Here is a 17,291-nt window from a genome sequence, read left to right on the forward strand (position 1 = left end):
CTGGGTAGCCATGAGCGGCCGGAAGCTACCGGGGCGCTACGGGGGCGGGGTTCCCCACGCCGGCGGCGAAATCCCCTTCCTCCGACCGGCGCACGTTCGGTAGGCAGGAGCCATGGGCCTGACCGACGAGCAGCGCGCCGCCTGGTACGACGCCGAGAACACCTGGGCTGCGGACGACGACTTCTTCCTCGCGCTCGCGAACGAGCGACCGCGTCGTCGGATCCTCGACCTGGGCTGCGGCACGGGCCGCCTCACGACGGCGCTCGTGGCGGCGGGGCACCAGGTCACCGGCGTCGACCCGGACGCGGGAGCGCTCGAGGCGGCCGCGCGCAAGCCGCACGGCGAGAAGGTCGGGTGGCTCGTCGGCACGTCGTCGGTGCTGCTGCAGGACGCCGCGTTCGACCTCGCGCTCATGACGGGGCACGTGGCGCAGGCGATCGTCGGGGCGGAGGAGTGGGCCGCGACGCTCGCGGACCTGCACCGGGTGCTCGTGCCGGGCGGGGTGCTCGCCTTCGACTCGCGCGACCCCGACGCCCGCGCCTGGGAGCGCTGGAACCCGCGGGACTCGCGCGGCGAGACGGTCCTGGCCGACGGCACGCGCGTCGAGAGCTGGTACGAGGTCACGCGCGTCGCGGACGGCATCGTCACGTTCGTCGACCACGGCGTCTTCCCGGACGGCACGCACGAGGTCACGACGGCGCAGCTCGCCTTCCGCTCGCAGCAGCGGCTGCGCGACGACCTCGCGCGGGCGGGGTTCGACGTCGAGCGCGTCCACGGCGGCTGGCACGGCGAGCCCGTGGGACAGGGCGTCGGCGAGCTCGTCGTGGTGGCGCGCCGGTGACGGCCGCGCTCGAGGAGCGAGACCGGGCGGCGCTCCGGCGGCTCGTGGACCTCGTGGACCGGACGCTGGGCGACGACCGGCTCGCGACGCACCTCACGGGCTCGGCGGTCGACGGCGGGCTGCGGCCCGACATCGACCTCGATCTGCTCGTCGTGACGTCGCGCGCCCCGTCCGACGACGCCCGCGCGCGGCTCGTGCACGAGCTGCTGCGCGTCTCGGGCCGGCGTGCGGAGGCGGGCCCCGCGCGCCCGGTCGAGCTCACGCTCGTCGTGCGGTCCGCCGTGGTGCCGTGGCGCTACCCGCCGCGCCTCGAGCTCCAGTACGGCGAGTGGCTGCGCGACGGGATCGACACCGACGTCGCGGCGGACCACCTGCTCGGCCTGCCCGGCGCGCTCACCGGACCGGAGCGCGCGGCGCTCCTGCTCGCGCGCGACGCGTACCGCGGTGAGAGGGCCGACGACGGGAGGCCGTGGCCGGGCGACGCCCGCGCCTTCGCCGAGGTCGCCGCCAGGGATTTTCGCGCGCTAACGCGGACGGGGTAATCCCGGAAGGACCGGATACCTGGCGGAGATCCTCCGGAGGCGGCGTGTTACTGCCGTGTTTCCACCGCCGTGCGGCTCGCGACCGTGTTGCTTCGGCGCAATATCAAGTCGGTAACGATCGGCCGACGATCGTGACGAACGTCCCAGGGCGCCCCCGGGCCGTGGGTACGGTGTGGCGACACCACGGCCCCCCCGGGTGAGATGTCGGTCACGCCTGCGCGTCGTCCGGCACGTCCGGGGAGCATCCCTTGAGGAGGAACATTGAAGATCAGGCGTGCAGGCGCCGCCATCGCGGCGGCCGCCACCGGGGCACTGCTCTTCTCGGCGTGCTCCAGCCCTGCTGGCAACCAGGACGACGAGGCGACGCCCACCGAGACCGCGACGGAGCAGGTCGAGGCGGACACCCCGTGCAAGGCGGACCTCGGCGAGGTCACCACCGCGGACGGGAACATCTCGTACTCGGTCGGCGAGGACGAGTTCCTCGGCTACAACAGCAACACCCCCGAGACCTACTCGACGTACAACTCGGCCGTGACCGAGCGCATGATCGGCAGCTTCATCTACTTCGGCACCGACGGCACGATCTGCCGCGACGAGACGTACGGCACCTTCGAGGCCGTGTCCGAGGACCCGCTGCAGGTCAAGTACACGATCGCCGACGACGCCGTGTGGTCGGACGGCACGCCGATCTCCTACGCGGACTACCTGCTCGAGTGGGCCGCCCAGGCCATCACCACCGACGGTGCGGTCACCAAGGACGGCACCGAGACCCCGCTGTTCAACCACATCTCCGGCCTCACGCTCGGCGACTACGTGCCCGAGGGCCCGAAGGCCGACTCGGCGGACGCCAAGGAGTTCCAGTACGACTATGAGCGCATCTACGCCGACTGGCAGCTCATGGTCGGTGGCGCCTTCCCGGCGCACGTCGTCGCCGAGCAGGTCGGTGTGAGCACCGACGAGCTCGTGACCGCCATCCAGGAGCTCGACATGAGCGTCCTCGAGCCGGCTGCCGAGTTCTGGAACACGGGCTGGCTGTCGCCGACGCCGGGCGAGCTGCCCGACCCGGCGCTGGTCCCGGTCTCGGGTCCCTACACGTTCAAGGAGAACGGCTGGGTCGCCGGTCAGTCGATCACGCTGACCGCCAACGAGAACTACTGGGGCACGCCGCCCGCGACGAAGGAGCTCACGTTCCGCTTCGCCGCCGCGGACACGCACGTCCAGGCCCTGCAGAACGGTGACCTCGACGTCATCGAGCCGCAGGCGACGGTCGACACGATCGGTCAGCTCGAGGCGCTCGGCTCCTCGGTCACCATCACGACCGGCCAGACCCTCACGTGGGAGCACCTCGACTTCAACTTCAAGTCGGGCATCTTCGCCGACTCGCTCCCGGCCCGTGAGGCGTTCGCCTACTGCGTGCCGCGCCAGAAGATCGTCGACGACCTGATCAAGCCGATCGACGAGACCGCCGTGGTCATGAACGCCCGCGAGGTCTTCCCCTTCCAGACGGACAAGTACGACGAGGTCGTCTCGGCGGCCTACGACGGTCGCTACGACGAGGCCGACCTCGACATGGCCAAGCAGAAGTTCGAGGAGGCCGGTCTCGAGGAGGGCACCGAGGTCCGCATCGGCTACAGCGCGCCGAACCCGCGCCGTGCCGACGAGGTCGCCGCGATCAAGGCGTCGTGCGACCAGGTGGGCTTCAACGTCGTCGACGCGGGTGACCCGGCGTTCTTCGACACCGTGCTGCCCAACGCCGACTACGAGGTCGCGCTCTTCGCGTGGGCCGGCTCCGGCCAGATCGCCTCGGGCCAGAACATCTACGCGACGACGGGTACGCAGAACTACGGCGGCTACTCGGACGAGGTCGTCGACGAGGCCTGGGACACCCTCGCCTCGACGGTCGACGAGTCGGTGCACCTGGAGCAGACCAAGGTGATCGAGAAGCAGCTGTGGGACACGCTGTTCGGCATCCCGCTGTTCGCCCACCCGGGTGTGGCCGCGTTCAGCTCGGACCTGCAGAACGTGCGTGACACCGCCGCGCAGTCCGGCATCGTGTGGAACGCCGAGCAGTGGGCCCGCGCCTCCTGACGACGTGACACCGACCGTGGGGCAGGGGGCGGCGCCCCCTGCCCCACGGTTCTGCCGCCGGGCACGAGCCCGGCGCGCGCACCGCCGTCGCCGGACCGCTCGACGAGGAGCCGCCCCCACCGGGGCGACATCGGCCCGGCCCGCCGTGCGTGCCTCCACCCGTACCACCGACCTGACCGGCAGCGGGCCACCCGCCGGCTGCCCACGAAGGGGCACCTCGTGCTCAAGTTCATCCTCCGACGCCTCGGCATCTCGGCCCTCATCCTGTGGCTGGCGTCGATCCTCATCTTCGTCCTGACGATCAACTCGGGCGACCCCCTGGCCGATCTGCGCGAGTCGAACGCCCAGAACCGCGACCAGCTCATCGCCGCGCGGATCGCCACGATGGGGCTCGACAAGCCGTGGCACGAGCGCTACCTCGAGTGGCTCACGGGCGTCGGCGGCTGCTTCACCGGCAGCTGCGACCTCGGTACCACCATGAACGGCAGCAACGTCCTCGACCTCACGACGCAGGCCGCCGCGTCGACGCTCCGCCTCGTCACGCTCGCGACGCTGCTGGCGATCGTCGTCGGCGTCGCGCTCGGCATGCTCACCGCGATCCGCCAGTACTCGGGCTTCGACTACGCGGTGACGTTCATGTCGTTCCTCTTCTTCTCCCTGCCGGTGTTCTGGGCCGCGGTGCTCCTCAAGGAGTACGGCGCGATCCGGTTCAACGACTGGATCGCGGGCGGGCAGGCGGCACCGGCGGCGATACTGCTGCTCGCCGCCGTCGTCGCCGTCGTGCTCGCCGCGCTCCTGGGCGGGACCCAGCGCCGCCGGCTCGTCACGGGCGCGGCGACGTTCGTCTTCGTTGGCATCGTCCTGTTCGTGCTCAACGTGCTCGACTGGTACCGCAGCCCCGTCTTCGGCCTGGGCCTCGTGCTGCTCACCGCGCTCGGCGCGGGCGTCCTGACGACGGCCCTCGTGACCGGCTTCGGCAACCGCCGCGTGCTCTACGCCGCGGCGACGACCGCCGTCGTCGGCACCCTGTCGTACCTGCTGTTCATCGACCTGCTGCTCGAGCCGACGTGGCTCCTCCTCGCCGGGCTGTTCGTCCTCGCGGTCGTGGTGTCGGTCGCGATCGGCGCCGCGTGGGGCGGGTACGCCCGCAAGCAGGCGATGCTCGTCTCCGGCATCACGGGCGTCGTCACGAGCCTCGTGATCGTGTTCGACATCCTCGTCGCGCACTGGTCGGGCTTCCTCGCGCTCAAGCCGCGCCCCATCTCGACGATCGGCTCGCAGACGCCCAACTTCACGGGCGACTTCTGGGAGTCGGTGCTCGACATGGGCGCCCAGATCGTCCTGCCGACGGTCGTGCTCACGCTCATCTCGATCGCGTCGTACTCGCGCTACACGCGCTCCTCGATGCTCGAGGTCATGAACCAGGACTACGTCCGCACGGCGCGGTCGAAGGGCCTGTCGGAGCGGGCGGTCATCACCAAGCACGCGTTCCGCAACGCGCTCATCCCCATCACGACGATCGTCGCGTTCGACTTCGCGGGCCTCATCGGCGGCGCGGTCATCACCGAGCGCGTGTTCGGCTGGAAGGGCATGGGCGCGATGTTCGCCGACGGCCTGCACCACGTCGACCCGGCCCCCGTCATGGCGTTCTTCCTCGTGACCGGCACGGCCGCCGTCGTGATGAACATGCTGGCCGACATCGCGTACGCCTTCCTCGACCCGCGGATCCGGCGGTGAGCCCCGTGACCACGCGCACGACCACCGCCGCCGACCGCACCCGCCGGAGCACCCCATGAGCGACATCAGGAACACCAGCCCCCGCGGCGAGGACTTCGAGCCCGTCCCGACCGCGCACGGCATCGACGTCGAGGGCGGCGTCGGGGCCGGCGTCGCGACCGCGCCGCTGCCCACCGAGGACAAGTCCTACAGCCAGGGCCAGCTGGTCCGCCGCCGGTTCTTCCACCACCGCGGCGCGATCATCTCGATGATCGTGCTCGGCGTGATCGTCCTCGTGGCGTTCAGCTCGATCGGGATCGGCCCGATCCCGGGCTGGTGGGACAAGAACCCGACGCTGCAGTACGAGAAGGTCGGCACGGGCGCCCCGACGTGGGCGCACCCGTTCGGCCAGGACACGATCGGCAAGGACTACTTCGCGCTCGTCATGCTCGGGACGCAGAAGTCGATCATCATCGCGCTCGGCGTGGGCCTCATCTCGACCGTCATCGGCACCGTCGTGGGCGCGCTCGCGGGGTACTTCCGCGGCTGGGTCGAGTCGCTGCTCATGCGCCTGACCGACCTGCTCATCGTCATCCCGCTGCTCGTCCTGGCCGCCGTGCTCGGCAAGATGGCGAGCCAGTGGGGCATCTGGGGCCTGACGGTCATGCTCGGCATCGTCAGCTGGACGGGCCTCGCGCGGCTCGTGCGCGGCGAGGTGCTCTCGCTGCGCGAGCGCGACTTCGTCGTCGCGGCGACCGCCGTCGGCACCGGGTCGAACCGGATCATCTTCAAGCACATCCTGCCCAACGCCGTGGGCACCATCATCGTGTCGGCGACGCTGACGATCTCGTCGGCGATCCTGCTCGAGACGTCGCTGAGCTTCCTCGGCTTCGGCGTGCAGGCGCCCGACACCTCGCTGGGCCTGCTCATCTCCCAGTACCAGACGGCGTTCACGACGCGCCCGTGGCTCTTCTGGTGGCCCGGCCTGATGATCCTCGCGATAGCCCTGTGCGTGAACTTCATCGGCGACGGTCTGCGCGACGCGTTCGACCCCCGGCAGAACAGGACCAAGGCCTGATGACGACCCTCGACATCACCAGCAGCGAGACGGCGCGGTCGACCGGCGACGCCGTCCTGTCCTTCGAGGACCTCGGGGTCACGTTCCGCACCGAGTTCGGCGACGTGCACGCGGTCAAGGGCATCTCCCTCGAGGTGCGCCCCGGCGAGGTCGTGGCCCTCGTGGGCGAGTCCGGCTCGGGCAAGTCCGTCACGTCGATGACGGCGCTCGGCCTGCTCCCGTCCAACGCCCGCGTCTCCGGCGTCGTGCGCGTCGGCGACCAGGTCGTCGGCGAGCTCGACGGCGCGGGTCTGCGCCGCATGCGCGGCAACGACGTGGCCATGGTCTTCCAGGAGCCCATGACGGCGCTCAACCCGGTGCTCACCATCGGCGACCAGCTCACCGAGGCGCTCCAGCTGCACGGCATCGCCTACGGCAAGCAGGCCATGGCCCGCGCCGCCGAGCTGCTGCGCATGGTCGGGATCCCCGAGCCGGAGCGGCGCCTCAAGCAGTACCCGCACGAGCTCTCGGGCGGCCAGCGCCAGCGCGTCGTCATCGCCATGGCGATCTCGTGCGACCCGAAGGTCATCATCGCCGACGAGCCGACGACGGCCCTCGACGTGACCGTCCAGGCCGACATCCTCGACCTGCTGCGGTCCCTCAAGGACAAGCTCAACACGGGCATCCTGCTCATCACCCACAACATGGGCGTCGTGGCCGACATGGCCGACCGCGTCGCCGTCATGCTCAAGGGCGAGCTCGTCGAGACCGGCACGGCCGAGCAGGTGCTCACCAACCCGCAGCACGAGTACACCAAGCGGCTGCTCGCCGCGGTCCCGCACCTCGGCGTGGGCCCCGGCCAGCTCGGCGGCGTCGAGCCCGCCGAGGTCAAGCCGGCCCCGGTCCCGGCGCTCGAGCTGAGCAACCTCGTCATCGAGTACCACCGGCTCGGCAGGCCTCCGTTCCGCGCGGTCGACGACGTGTCGTTCACGGTCGCGCAGGGCGAGATCGTCGGCCTGGTGGGGGAGTCCGGCTCGGGCAAGTCGACCATCGGCAAGTGCGCGCTCGGGCTCATCCCCGCGGCGTCGGGCTCGGTCAAGATCCTCGACCAGGACTACGGGACGCTGAGCCGGAAGCAGCTCAAGGAGCTGCGCAAGCGCATCGGCGTGGTCTTCCAGGACCCGGCGGCGTCGCTCAACCCGCGCTTCCCGGTCGGCGAGGCGATCGCCGAGCCGCTCGTCGTGCACAAGGTCGGGGACGCGGCCTCGCGCCGCGACCGCGTCTACGAGCTGCTCGACGCGGTCGAGCTGCCCCGCTCGTACTACAACAGGTACCCGCACGAGCTGTCGGGCGGCCAGCGCCAGCGCGTCTCGATCGCCCGCGCGCTCACGCTCGAGCCCGAGCTCCTCGTCGCGGACGAGCCGACGTCGGCGCTCGACGTCTCGGTCCAGGCCGCGGTGCTCGAGATGTTCACGTCGCTGCAGGAGCGCTACAGGTTCGCGTGCCTGTTCGTGAGCCACGACCTCGCGGTCATCGACCTCCTCGCCCACAAGGTGGTCGTGCTGCAGGACGGCCGCGTCGTCGAGCAGGGTCCGCGCGAGGAGGTGCTGCACCACCCGCGCGAGGAGTACACCAAGCGGCTGCTCGCCGCGGCGCCCGTGCCCGACCCGGGCGAGCAGCGCCGACGCCGCGAGGACCGGCACCGGCTGCTCGCCGAGCTCGGCGACGAGATCGCCGAGCTGCACGTCGACGAGGAGACGCCGGCGCCGCGGGCCGTGCCCGGCAGCCAGGGGGACAACGCGTCGCGGTTCGGCGGGTTCTTCGGCGGCTGACGACGTGAACCGAGCCAGGCTCCTCGCCCGGCGCGCCGGCGCCCACCGGGGCTTGCTGTCCCTCGTGGCGGTGCTGGTCGCGGCCGTCGCCGCGACGGTGGGCGTGACGCTCGGCTCGGTGCAGTCCGCGACGGTCGACGGGGCGCGCCAGGCCCTGGCCCAGGTGCCGGAGCCGGCGCGCTCGCTCGTCGTCACGACGCGGCTCGCCTCGGACGGCGCCGGGGCCGAGGCCCAGGACGCGCGCGTCCGCGAGGTCGTCGACCGGCTGTTCGGCGGCGTCCCCGTCGACGTCGAGCGCGCGGAGGTGCCCGACGACGCCTCGGGCACCCCGTTCGTCACGTGGACCCTCGCCCCGCGCGCGGCCGAGACCGCCCCGGCCGACCTCGGTGTCCTCGCCGACGGTGCCGAGCGGCTGCGCCCGGTGCTGCGCGACGACGACGCCGTCGCGATCCGCGGCCTGACCGTCGAGGGCGCCCTCGGCGAGACCGCCCGCTCGGCGCACGAGGCGCTGCGCGCGGCGCAGGCCGTGGCGGCCGTGCCCGTGACGCTGCTCGGTCTGGTGGCCCTCGTGGCCCTGGTCCAGGTCGCCCGGCTGCTCGCCGCGACACGCGACGCCGAGGTGGGGCTCGCCGTGTCGCGCGGGGCCGCGCCGCGCCAGGTCGCGGCCGCGGCCACGACCGAGGCCGTGGTCCTGAGCGCGGTCGCCGCGGCCGCCGGCTCGGTCGCGGCCGCCGCGGTGCTCGCCGCCCGCGGCGAGGTTGGGACGGCAGGCACGGCGGGGACGGCAGGGACGGTCGCGCTCGCGGGCGCGGCGACGGCGCTCGCCGCGGCGGCGGTGCTCGGGATCGTGGCCGGGCTCCAGGTGCGTGCCGTCGCGCGGCGCCGGGTCACGGACCGGTCCGGCCGCGCGCGGCAGGCCGCGGCGCTCGGCACCGTGGTCCTCACGATGGTGCTCGCGGCCGTCTGCCTCGCGCAGCTGCGGCGCTACGGCTCGCCGCTCGTGACCACGCCCGAGGGCGTGCGCACCGACCCGCTCGCGACGGCCGCGCCCGCGCTCGTGCTCGCGGCACTTGCCGTCGTCGTCCTGGCGGTCCTCGGGCCGGCGGCCCGCGCCTGGGCGGCGGGTGCCGCGCGCGGCACGGGTGCGACGGGGGTGCTCGCCGCGCGCCACGTCTCGCGCGGGCTGGTCGTCATGGTCGTGCCCGTGGTGCTGCTCGTGCTCGCCTCGGGCGCCGGCGTGCTGGCCGCGACCTACGCGGGGACGTCCGAGGCCCTGCGGGCCGACGCCGCGCTCCTGCGCAACGGCACCGACGTGCGCGTCGTGCTGCCGTCCTCGGGCCCGGTCGACGTCGGCCGCGGCGCGCCCGACGTCGCGGCGTACGCGGCGCTCGACGGTGCGTCCGCGGCCGCACCGGTGCTCGCGCTCGACGCGACGGTCGACTCCGACCCGGTCGCGCTCCTCGGTGTGCCCGCCGCGGCGCTGCCCGACGTCGTCCGCGCGCCCGCCGGCACGACCGACCCGGGCAGGATCGCCGCGGCGGTCGCGACCGAGGGGGCGACCGCCCCTGCCGTCGCGCCCGACGCGACGCACCTCGACCTCACCGTCACGGGGACCGCGGCGATCGACGAGGCCGCGTGGGGGCCGAACGGCTTCCCCGGCCCGGACGCGGAGCTGCGCTCGTTCGTCACGACGGCCGAGGACGGCCGTGCCGCCGGCGTCCGCGTGTGGCTCGCCGGCGGTGACGGGACGCTCGCGCTCGTCGACGCCGGCGAGCTCGGCTACGACCTCGACGGCGACGGCGACGCGCGCGCACCGATCGGGCCCGCGCCCGCGATGCACCGCCTCTCGGCCGAGGTCCCGCCGGCGCCCGCCGGCGGGTGGGCGGTCGCGGGCGTGGACCTCCAGCTCGCCGGCACCCCGCTGCCCCTCGTCGTCGCGGTGCGGGTCGACGAGGCGGTCGCCCGCACCCCGGACGGCGAGGTTCCCGTCGACCTGACGGCCGTGCCGTGGGCCTCGGCGGCCGGTGCCACGACGCGCTCGGTCGAGGTCGAGGTCGCCGAGGCGGGGCCGGGCGCCGTCGTGCGACCAGGCGAGGCCGGGTCGACGCGCGTGCGGCTCGTGCCGGGCCGGGGGACCGCGGACGCCGTGCCGGTCGCGATGTCGGCCCCGCTCGCGGGCGCGCTGGGCCTCGCCGCGGGCGACGGCGTCGAGCTCACCGTCGCGGGCAGCCGGCTGGCCGTCACGGTCGCCGACGTGGTCGACGTCGTGCCCGGCGAGCTGCGGCCCGCGGCCGCCCTCGCGGACCTCGGCGCGCTCGGCCGGGCCCTGCTGCGCTCCGGGGTGCAGGTGCAGCCGGCGCGCGAGCTCTGGGTCGCCGCGGAGGCGCCGGCCGCCCTGCCGCTCGTCCGCGCGGCCGCGGCGGAGCTCGCCGGCGAGGGCGCCCGGGTCCTCACGCCGGAGCCCGGCGCGGGCGACGTCGACGCCGCGGCGCCCGTCCGCGCGACGTTCGCGCTCGCGGCGGGCGGCGCGGGGGTGCTCGCCCTCGTCGGCGTCGCGACCGTCGCGGTCGCCGTGCTGCGCGGGCGGCGGCACGAGGTCGTCGTCCTGCGCGCGGTCGGCGTCGGCCCGCGCGAGCAGGCGGCGGGCCGGGCGCTCGAGCTGCTCGTCGTCGGCCTCGCCGCGATCGCCGCCGGCCTGGCGGCCGGGGTGCTCGTCGCGCGGCTCACCGTGCCGGGCCTCGCGCACGCCACGCTCACCGGCGTGGCGGCCACCCCCGACGCCGTGCTCCGCGTCGAGCCGTGGCTCGTCGCGGGGACGGCCGCGGGACTCGTGGCCGGGCTCGCCGTCGTCGCGGCCGGGGCGGGTGCCCGCGTCGCGGCGCAGGCGCGCGACACCGAGTACCGCGAGGAGGTCCGGTGAGAGGCCTGCTCCTGCTCGTGCGCCGGCACCTGCGCTCGTCCGCGGGCGCGACGCTCGCGCTCGCGCTCGTCGCGCTGCTCGGCGCGGCCGTCGTCTCGGCCGGTCCGCGGGCGCTCGCCGAGGTGCACTCGCGCCAGCTCGCGCACGCGACGGCGGAGGCGTCCCCGATCGCGCGCGACGTCGTCGCGACGACGAGCGTCGTCCCCGGGTTCGGCGCGGAGTACGACCCGTACCGCGGCCTGACCTTCGACGACCGCGGCACCGGCGACGTCTCGGTCGACGCGCCGCGGCCCGCCTGGGACGAGTACCTCGACGGGCTGCGCGCGCTGCGCGACGCCCAGCCCGCACCGCTGCGCGACGTGCTCGGGGAGCCTGACCTCACCGTCTCGGGCCCGCGCACCGCGGTCGAGCGCGTCGAGGGCAACGACGTCGCGTCCCCCTGGGTCGTCCTGCGCGCGGGCGCCACGACGCCCGACCACGTCCGCGTGGTCGAGGGACGCTGGCCCGAGCCCACGCCCGTGCTCGTCGACCGCCGCCTGCTCTTCGCGGGCTCGGACGGCGTGGTCGACGTCGTCCCCGAGCCCATCGAGGTCGCGCTGTCCGCCGCGTCGGCGGCCGAGCTGGGCTGGACGGTCGGGTCGGTGCACGTCGCCCCGGCCAGCCAGCTCGCGCCGCTGGTCCTCGTCGGCATCTGGGAGCCCGTCGACCCCGTGGACGAGTACTGGGCGCACAACCCGACGGCCGTCGTGCCCGAGGTCGTCGTCGACCCGAACATCGGCAAGATCGTCACCGCGGCCGCGTACGGCGACCCGGGCACGATCTCCGCCTGGCTCGTCGGGCCGAGCACGCGCCTGTGGTTCCCCGTCGCGGCCGAGGGCGTCCGCAGCGACGAGGCGCCCGCACTCCTCGCGCAGCTGCGCGGCCTGACGAGCCGGACCGAGACCGTCCGGCCCGACGACGCCGCGACCTTCCACCCGGCGTCGGGCCTCACGACGATCCTCGAGAACGTGCTGGGGCGGCGCAGCGGCGTCGACGCGATCGTGGCCGTGCTCGCGGCGGGCCCGCTCGGGGCCGTCGCCGCGGTGCTCGTCCTCGGCGGACGGCTCGTCGTCGAGCGGCGACGCACGGCCCTCGCGCTCGTGCGGGCGCGCGGCGCGTCCGGTGCCTGGGCGCGCGCGGTCGTCGGCGCCGAGGGCCTCGTGACCGGCGTCCCCGCGGCCGCCGCGGGCTTCGGCCTCGGCCTGCTGCTGGTCCCCGGCCACGTCACCGGGACCCAGGTCGGCCTCGCGGCCGCCGCCGGGCTGGCGCCCGCCGTGGCGCTCGCCGGCGCCGCGTCCGCGCGGGGCCTGCGCTCGGAGCGGACCGACCTGGGGCGCACCGACCTGGGGCGGCCGGGTGCCCGGGCCCGGGACCGGCGCCGCCTGCGGCCGGTGCTCGAGACGCTGCTCGCGGCCGGTGCGGTCGCCTCCGTGACCCTGCTGCTCCAGCGCGGGGTCGTCGGGGGCACCGACGCGCTCGGCGTCGACCCGCTGCTCGCCGCGGCACCCCTCCTGCTCAGCGCCGCCGTCACGCTGCTCGCGGTGCGCGCGTTTCCCTGGCTCTCGCGCGGGCTCGAGCGGGCGCTGGCGCGCCGCGCCGACCTCGTCCCGTTCCTCGGCGCGGTCCGCGCGACGCGTGACCCGGCCGGGGGAGTGGTGCCCGCGCTCGCGCTCGTCCTGGCGGTCGCGGTCGCGACGTCGTCGGCGGTGCTCCAGGCCACGGTGTCCGCGGGGATCACGCGCGAGGCGTGGGCGCAGGTCGGCGCCGACCTGCGGGTCGCCGGACCGGTCGTCGGCGAGCAGGAGCTCGCCGCGCTGCGCGACGTCGACGGCGTCCGGGCGGTGTCCCCGCTCGCCGACCTCGGCCAGCTCGCGCTGCGCTCCGGGGCCTCGGGCGAGCAGGTCACGGTCTACGGGGTCGACGCCGCGGCGCTCGCCGACGTCCAGGCCGACGTGCCGGGCGCGCCCGAGCGGCTCGCCGAGCTCGGCACGCCCGTCGCCGGCCGGCTCCCGGTCGTCGCGTCGGAGGCGCTCGGCGTCGCGCCGGGCACGACCGGGCTCGCGCTCGGTGCGACGGAGCTCTCGGTGCTCGGCACGACCGAGAGGGTGCCGGGCGCGCCGCCGGGCTCGCGCTTCGTCCTCGCCGACGTCGGCCTGCTCACCGACGTGCTCGACCGCGACGCCTACCCGCGCATCGCGCTCCTCGGCCTCGAGCGCGGGCTCGACGACGCCGGCCGCGCCGCGGTCGAGCGCGCGGTCCTCGACGTGCTGCCCACCGCGGTCGTCGACGACCCGGTCGAGGGTCAGGCCGAGCTCCTCGCCGCGCCGTCGGCGGCCGGGCTCGCCGCCGCCTTCACGCTCGCGGTCGTGCTGTCGGGGCTGCTCGCCGCGGCGGCCGTCGTGCTGACGCTCGTGCTGGCCGCCCCCGCGCGCGGCCGGCTCCTCGCCGTGCTGCGGACGCTGGGCCTGCCCCGGCGCGCGGAGCGCGGGCTCGTGCTGTGGGAGATCGTGCCCTGGGCCGCGGTGGCGCTCGTCGTCGGCGCGGTGCTGGGCTGGGCGGTCCCGCGGCTCGTGCTGGCCGCGGTCGACCTGACGCCGCTCACGGGCGGGACGGAGCAGCCGGCGCTGGCCGTCGACCCGCTCGTGCTCGGCGCGCTCGGCGGCGGGTTCGCCGTCGTCGTGCTCGCGGGCGCGGCGCTCGCGGGCCGCCCCGGGCGGGACGACGACGCCGGGCGGCTCCGGGAGCAGGCGGACTGAGAGGCGGTTCACGGATGGGACGACGGGACGACGAGGGAGGCGGGGCGTGAGCGAGATCCTGTGCCGGGACCTGGTGCGCATCTTCGCGACCGACGGCGTGGAGGTGCAGGCGCTGCAGGGCCTCAACCTCACGGTCGAGCAGGGCGAGCTCGTCGCCGTGGTCGGCGCGTCGGGCTCGGGGAAGTCGACGCTGCTCAACATCCTGTCGGGCCTCGACACCCCGACCGGCGGCTCGGCCGTCGTGGCGGGCACGGACCTGCTCACGATGGGCGGGCGCGACCGCGTCCGCTACCAGCGGCACACCGTCGGCTTCGTGTGGCAGCAGACGTCGCGCAACCTCCTGCCGTACCTCACGGCGGCGGAGAACGTCGGCCTGCCGCTCGAGCTGGCGGGCGCCGGGACCCGCGGCGAGCGCGCCGCCCGCGTGGCCGAGCTGCTCGAGCTGCTCGACGTCGTCGACGTCGCCGAGCGGCGTCCGGCGCAGATGTCGGGCGGTCAGCAGCAGCGCGTCGCGATCGCGGTGGCCGTCGCGAACGCGCCGCGCGTGCTGCTCGCCGACGAGCCGACGGGCGAGCTCGACGAGGCCACGAGCGTCGAGGTCCTCGACGCGCTGCGGTCGGTCAACCACGCGACGGGCGTCACCACGCTGGTCGTGACGCACGACCCGGCCGTCTCCGAGCACGTCGCGCGCACGGTCCAGATCCGCGACGGGCGCACGTCGACCGAGGTCCTGCGCCGCACCGAGGTCGACGAGCACGGGGCCGAGCGGCACGTCGCCGAGGAGTTCGCGGTGCTCGACCGGGTGGGCCGGCTGCAGCTGCCGCCCGACTTCGTCGAGGCCCTCGACCTGCGCGACCGCGTGCGGCTCGCGCTCGAGCCCGACCACGTCCAGGTCCGACCGGACCGGAAGGAGTCGTCATGACGCGCACCGCCACGGGGTACGCCCTGCGTGCCGAGGGGATCTCGCGGACCTTCGGGTCGGGCGCGTCCGAGGTGCACGCGCTCGTCGACGTCTCTCTCGAGGTCGCGCCCGGCGAGCTCCTCGTCGTCCGCGGCCCGTCGGGCTCGGGCAAAACGACGCTGCTCAACGTGCTCGGCGGTCTCGACCGGCCGTCGTCGGGACGGGTCCGGCTCGACGAGGTGCGCGAGCTCACGGCAATGCCGCCGGGCGACGTGCTGGCCGCGCGGCGCGACGAGATCGGGTACGTGTTCCAGTCGTTCGGGCTCGTCCCGGTGCTCTCCGCGGCCGAGAACGTCGAGGTCCCCCTGCGGCTGCGGCGCACCCCGCCCGCCGAGCGTGCCGAGCGCGTCGCGCGGGCGCTCGACCTCGTGGGCCTCGCCGGTCACGCCGACCAGCGGCCGTACGAGCTGTCGGGCGGCCAGCAGCAGCGCGTCGGCATCGCCCGGGCGCTCGTGGCGGAGCCGCGCGTCCTGCTCGCCGACGAGCCCACGGGCCAGCTCGACTCGGGCACCGCCGCGGTCGTCATGGAGCTCGTGCGCGACCTCGTGCACACGCGCGGCGTGGCCGCCGTCGTGACCACGCACGACCCCGACCTCATCGCCCGCGCCGACCGCGTTCTCACGCTCCGCGACGGTCGCGTCGCAGGGAGCGCGTGACGGTTGCTCCTGTGAACCGTGCGTTGCGTCCAGATACCGATACGGTCACGGTTTCGGTGTCAAACCGGGCAAGCGGGGTGACTTTGGGCGTGGGCGTGATTAGGCTCACCGGCGCATCGTGCAGTGCGTCACTCGCGCCTGCACCCCGCCGGAGGGGGCACCACATTCCCGGCACGGCGGGCGAACCTACCCAGGAGGACACGTGACACCTCGACGACGACTTGCAGGCATCGGCGCCTTCGCTCTTGCGTCGGCGCTCGTGCTGAGCGCCTGCGGCGGCGGTGGCGGCGACAACACCGACACCGGCGAGGGCGGCGACGCCGGCGCCACCGAGGGCGGTGCGACGACCGGCATCGTGACGGTCAACGGCACCGAGCCCCAGAACCCGCTCACGCCGGGCATGACGAACGAGGTCGGCGGCGGCCTCGCGGTCAAGAACATCTTCGCGGGCCTCGTCTACTACGACGCCGAGGGCGCGACCCACTACGAGATGGCCGAGTCCATCGAGTCCGAGGACAACCAGAACTGGACCATCACGATCCAGGACGGCTGGACGTTCTCCGACGGCACGCCCGTCACCGCGCAGAGCTACGTCGACGCGTGGAAGTACACGGCGCTGCTGTCCAACGGTCAGAACCAGCAGTACTTCTTCCACGACTTCGCCGGCTGGTCGGAGACCGAGGACTCGGAGATCGCGGTCGAGGTCGTCGACGACCACACGTTCACCGTCGAGCTCGCGTTCCCGAACGCCGAGTTCGAGCGGACGCTCGGCTACACCGCGTTCATGCCGATGCCCGAGGTGTTCTTCGAGACCCCGGACATCTACTCCGACGCGCCGGTCGGCAACGGCCCGTACGTGGTCGAGTCGTGGGAGCACGAGAACGTCATCTCGCTGCGTCCGAACCCGGACTACACCGGTCCGCGCACGCCGCAGAACGGCGGCATCGACATCGTGATCTACACGGACGAGAACACGGCCTACAACGACCTGCTCTCGGACAACCTCGACATCATCACGAACGTCCCGGCGTCGGCGTTCCAGACGTTCGAGTCGGACCTCGGTGACCGCGCCGTCAACCAGCCGGCCGCCGTCATCCAGGTCATCCAGGTCCCGGCCTGGCTGCCGGAGTTCGAGGGCGAGGCGGGCAACCTGCGCCGCCAGGCCATCTCGAAGGCCATCGACCGCGAGCAGGTCACCGAGACGGTGTTCGCGGGCACGCGCACCCCGGCGACCGACTTCACCTCGCCGGTCATCGACGGCTACTCCGAGGACATCCCCGGTTCGGAGGTGCTGCAGTACGACCCCGAGGGCGCGAAGCAGCTCTGGGACGAGGCCGAGGGCATGGACCCGCTGGGCGACTACACGCTCCAGCTCGCGTCCAACGCCGACTCCGACCACCAGACGTGGGTCGAGGCCGTGTGCAACAACATCCGCACGGTGCTCGAGATCGAGTGCGAGTTCTACCCGTACCCGACGTTCGCCGAGTTCCTCGACGCGCGTGACGCGGGCGAGGTCCCGGGCCTCTTCCGTGGTGGCTGGCAGGCCGACTGGCCGGCGATGAGCAACTTCCTCGGGCCGGTCTACGGCACGGGTGCCGGCTCGAACGACATGCAGTACTCCAACGAGGAGTTCGACGCCAAGCTCACCGAGGCCGGTGCGGCGGAGTCGCCCGAGGAGGCCACCGAGCTGTACAAGGAGGCGCAGGAGATCCTGTTCCGCGACCTCCCGGGCATCCCGCTCTGGTACAACAACGCGACCGCCGGCTACGCCGCCACGGTCGACAACGTCCAGTTCGGCTGGGACAGCGACCCGATCCTCCACGAGGTCACGAAGTCCGAGTGACCCCGGCCTGACCGGGGCACCGACCGCTCGCGCGGACCGG

Annotated in this window: 11 protein-coding genes; all 11 read left to right on the forward strand. The window is 74.2% G+C overall.

Annotation, left to right across the window (positions count from 1 at the left end):
* Positions 1-112 precede the first annotated feature (112 nt).
* On the forward strand, positions 113-841 hold the full coding sequence (locus tag ISOVA_RS04610) for a class I SAM-dependent methyltransferase (RefSeq protein WP_013838093.1): 729 nt from the start codon (positions 113-115) through the stop codon (positions 839-841).
* Positions 838-1,383, forward strand: coding sequence for a nucleotidyltransferase domain-containing protein (locus tag ISOVA_RS17595; protein ID WP_013838094.1), 546 nt, complete (start codon positions 838-840; stop codon positions 1,381-1,383). Before ISOVA_RS04610 ends, ISOVA_RS17595 begins: the two co-directional genes overlap by 4 nt.
* 261 nt (positions 1,384-1,644) lie before the next feature.
* Entirely contained in the window at positions 1,645-3,471 is a 1,827-nt protein-coding gene (locus tag ISOVA_RS04620) for an ABC transporter substrate-binding protein (protein ID WP_013838095.1), read from the forward strand.
* A 219-nt stretch (positions 3,472-3,690) separates the two neighbouring features.
* Entirely contained in the window at positions 3,691-5,208 is a 1,518-nt protein-coding gene (locus ISOVA_RS04625) for an ABC transporter permease (protein ID WP_013838096.1), read from the forward strand.
* A gap of 55 nt (positions 5,209-5,263) precedes the next feature.
* Positions 5,264-6,265: an ABC transporter permease gene (locus tag ISOVA_RS04630; RefSeq protein WP_013838097.1), complete on the forward strand. Its 1,002-nt coding sequence runs from the start codon at positions 5,264-5,266 to the stop codon at positions 6,263-6,265.
* Positions 6,265-8,076, forward strand: a complete 1,812-nt coding sequence (locus ISOVA_RS04635) for an ABC transporter ATP-binding protein (protein ID WP_013838098.1) — start codon at positions 6,265-6,267, stop codon at positions 8,074-8,076. The genes ISOVA_RS04630 and ISOVA_RS04635 overlap by 1 nt, the downstream gene beginning before the upstream one ends.
* 4 nt (positions 8,077-8,080) lie before the next feature.
* Positions 8,081-10,996, forward strand: a complete 2,916-nt coding sequence (locus ISOVA_RS04640) for an FtsX-like permease family protein (protein ID WP_013838099.1) — start codon at positions 8,081-8,083, stop codon at positions 10,994-10,996.
* Positions 10,993-13,791 (forward strand): FtsX-like permease family protein, encoded by a 2,799-nt coding sequence (locus tag ISOVA_RS04645; protein ID WP_013838100.1) that lies wholly within the window; start codon positions 10,993-10,995, stop codon positions 13,789-13,791. The genes ISOVA_RS04640 and ISOVA_RS04645 overlap by 4 nt, the downstream gene beginning before the upstream one ends.
* A gap of 46 nt (positions 13,792-13,837) precedes the next feature.
* Positions 13,838-14,713 carry an ABC transporter ATP-binding protein gene (locus tag ISOVA_RS04650; RefSeq protein ID WP_013838101.1) on the forward strand — a complete coding sequence of 292 codons (876 nt, stop codon included), beginning with the start codon at positions 13,838-13,840 and terminating at the stop codon, positions 14,711-14,713.
* On the forward strand, positions 14,710-15,408 hold the full coding sequence (locus tag ISOVA_RS04655; RefSeq protein ID WP_013838102.1) for an ABC transporter ATP-binding protein: 699 nt from the start codon (positions 14,710-14,712) through the stop codon (positions 15,406-15,408). Before ISOVA_RS04650 ends, ISOVA_RS04655 begins: the two co-directional genes overlap by 4 nt.
* Before the next feature lie 202 nt (positions 15,409-15,610).
* A complete protein-coding gene (locus ISOVA_RS04660) occupies positions 15,611-17,251 on the forward strand; it encodes a peptide ABC transporter substrate-binding protein (protein ID WP_013838103.1) in 1,641 nt (546 codons plus the stop codon).
* Positions 17,252-17,291 lie beyond the last annotated feature (40 nt).

The sequence above is a fragment of the Isoptericola variabilis 225 genome, from assembly GCF_000215105.1.
GTDB classification, from domain to species: domain Bacteria; phylum Actinomycetota; class Actinomycetes; order Actinomycetales; family Cellulomonadaceae; genus Isoptericola; species Isoptericola variabilis_A.

Coding starts and splice junctions, on each gene's coding strand:
- ISOVA_RS04655 (WP_013838102.1), top strand. CDS start 14,710: ATGACGCGCACCGCCACGGGGTACGCCCTGCGTGCCGAGGGGATCTCG.
- ISOVA_RS04610 (WP_013838093.1), top strand. CDS start 113: ATGGGCCTGACCGACGAGCAGCGCGCCGCCTGGTACGACGCCGAGAAC.
- ISOVA_RS04630 (WP_013838097.1), top strand. CDS start 5,264: ATGAGCGACATCAGGAACACCAGCCCCCGCGGCGAGGACTTCGAGCCC.
- ISOVA_RS04635 (WP_013838098.1), top strand. CDS start 6,265: ATGACGACCCTCGACATCACCAGCAGCGAGACGGCGCGGTCGACCGGC.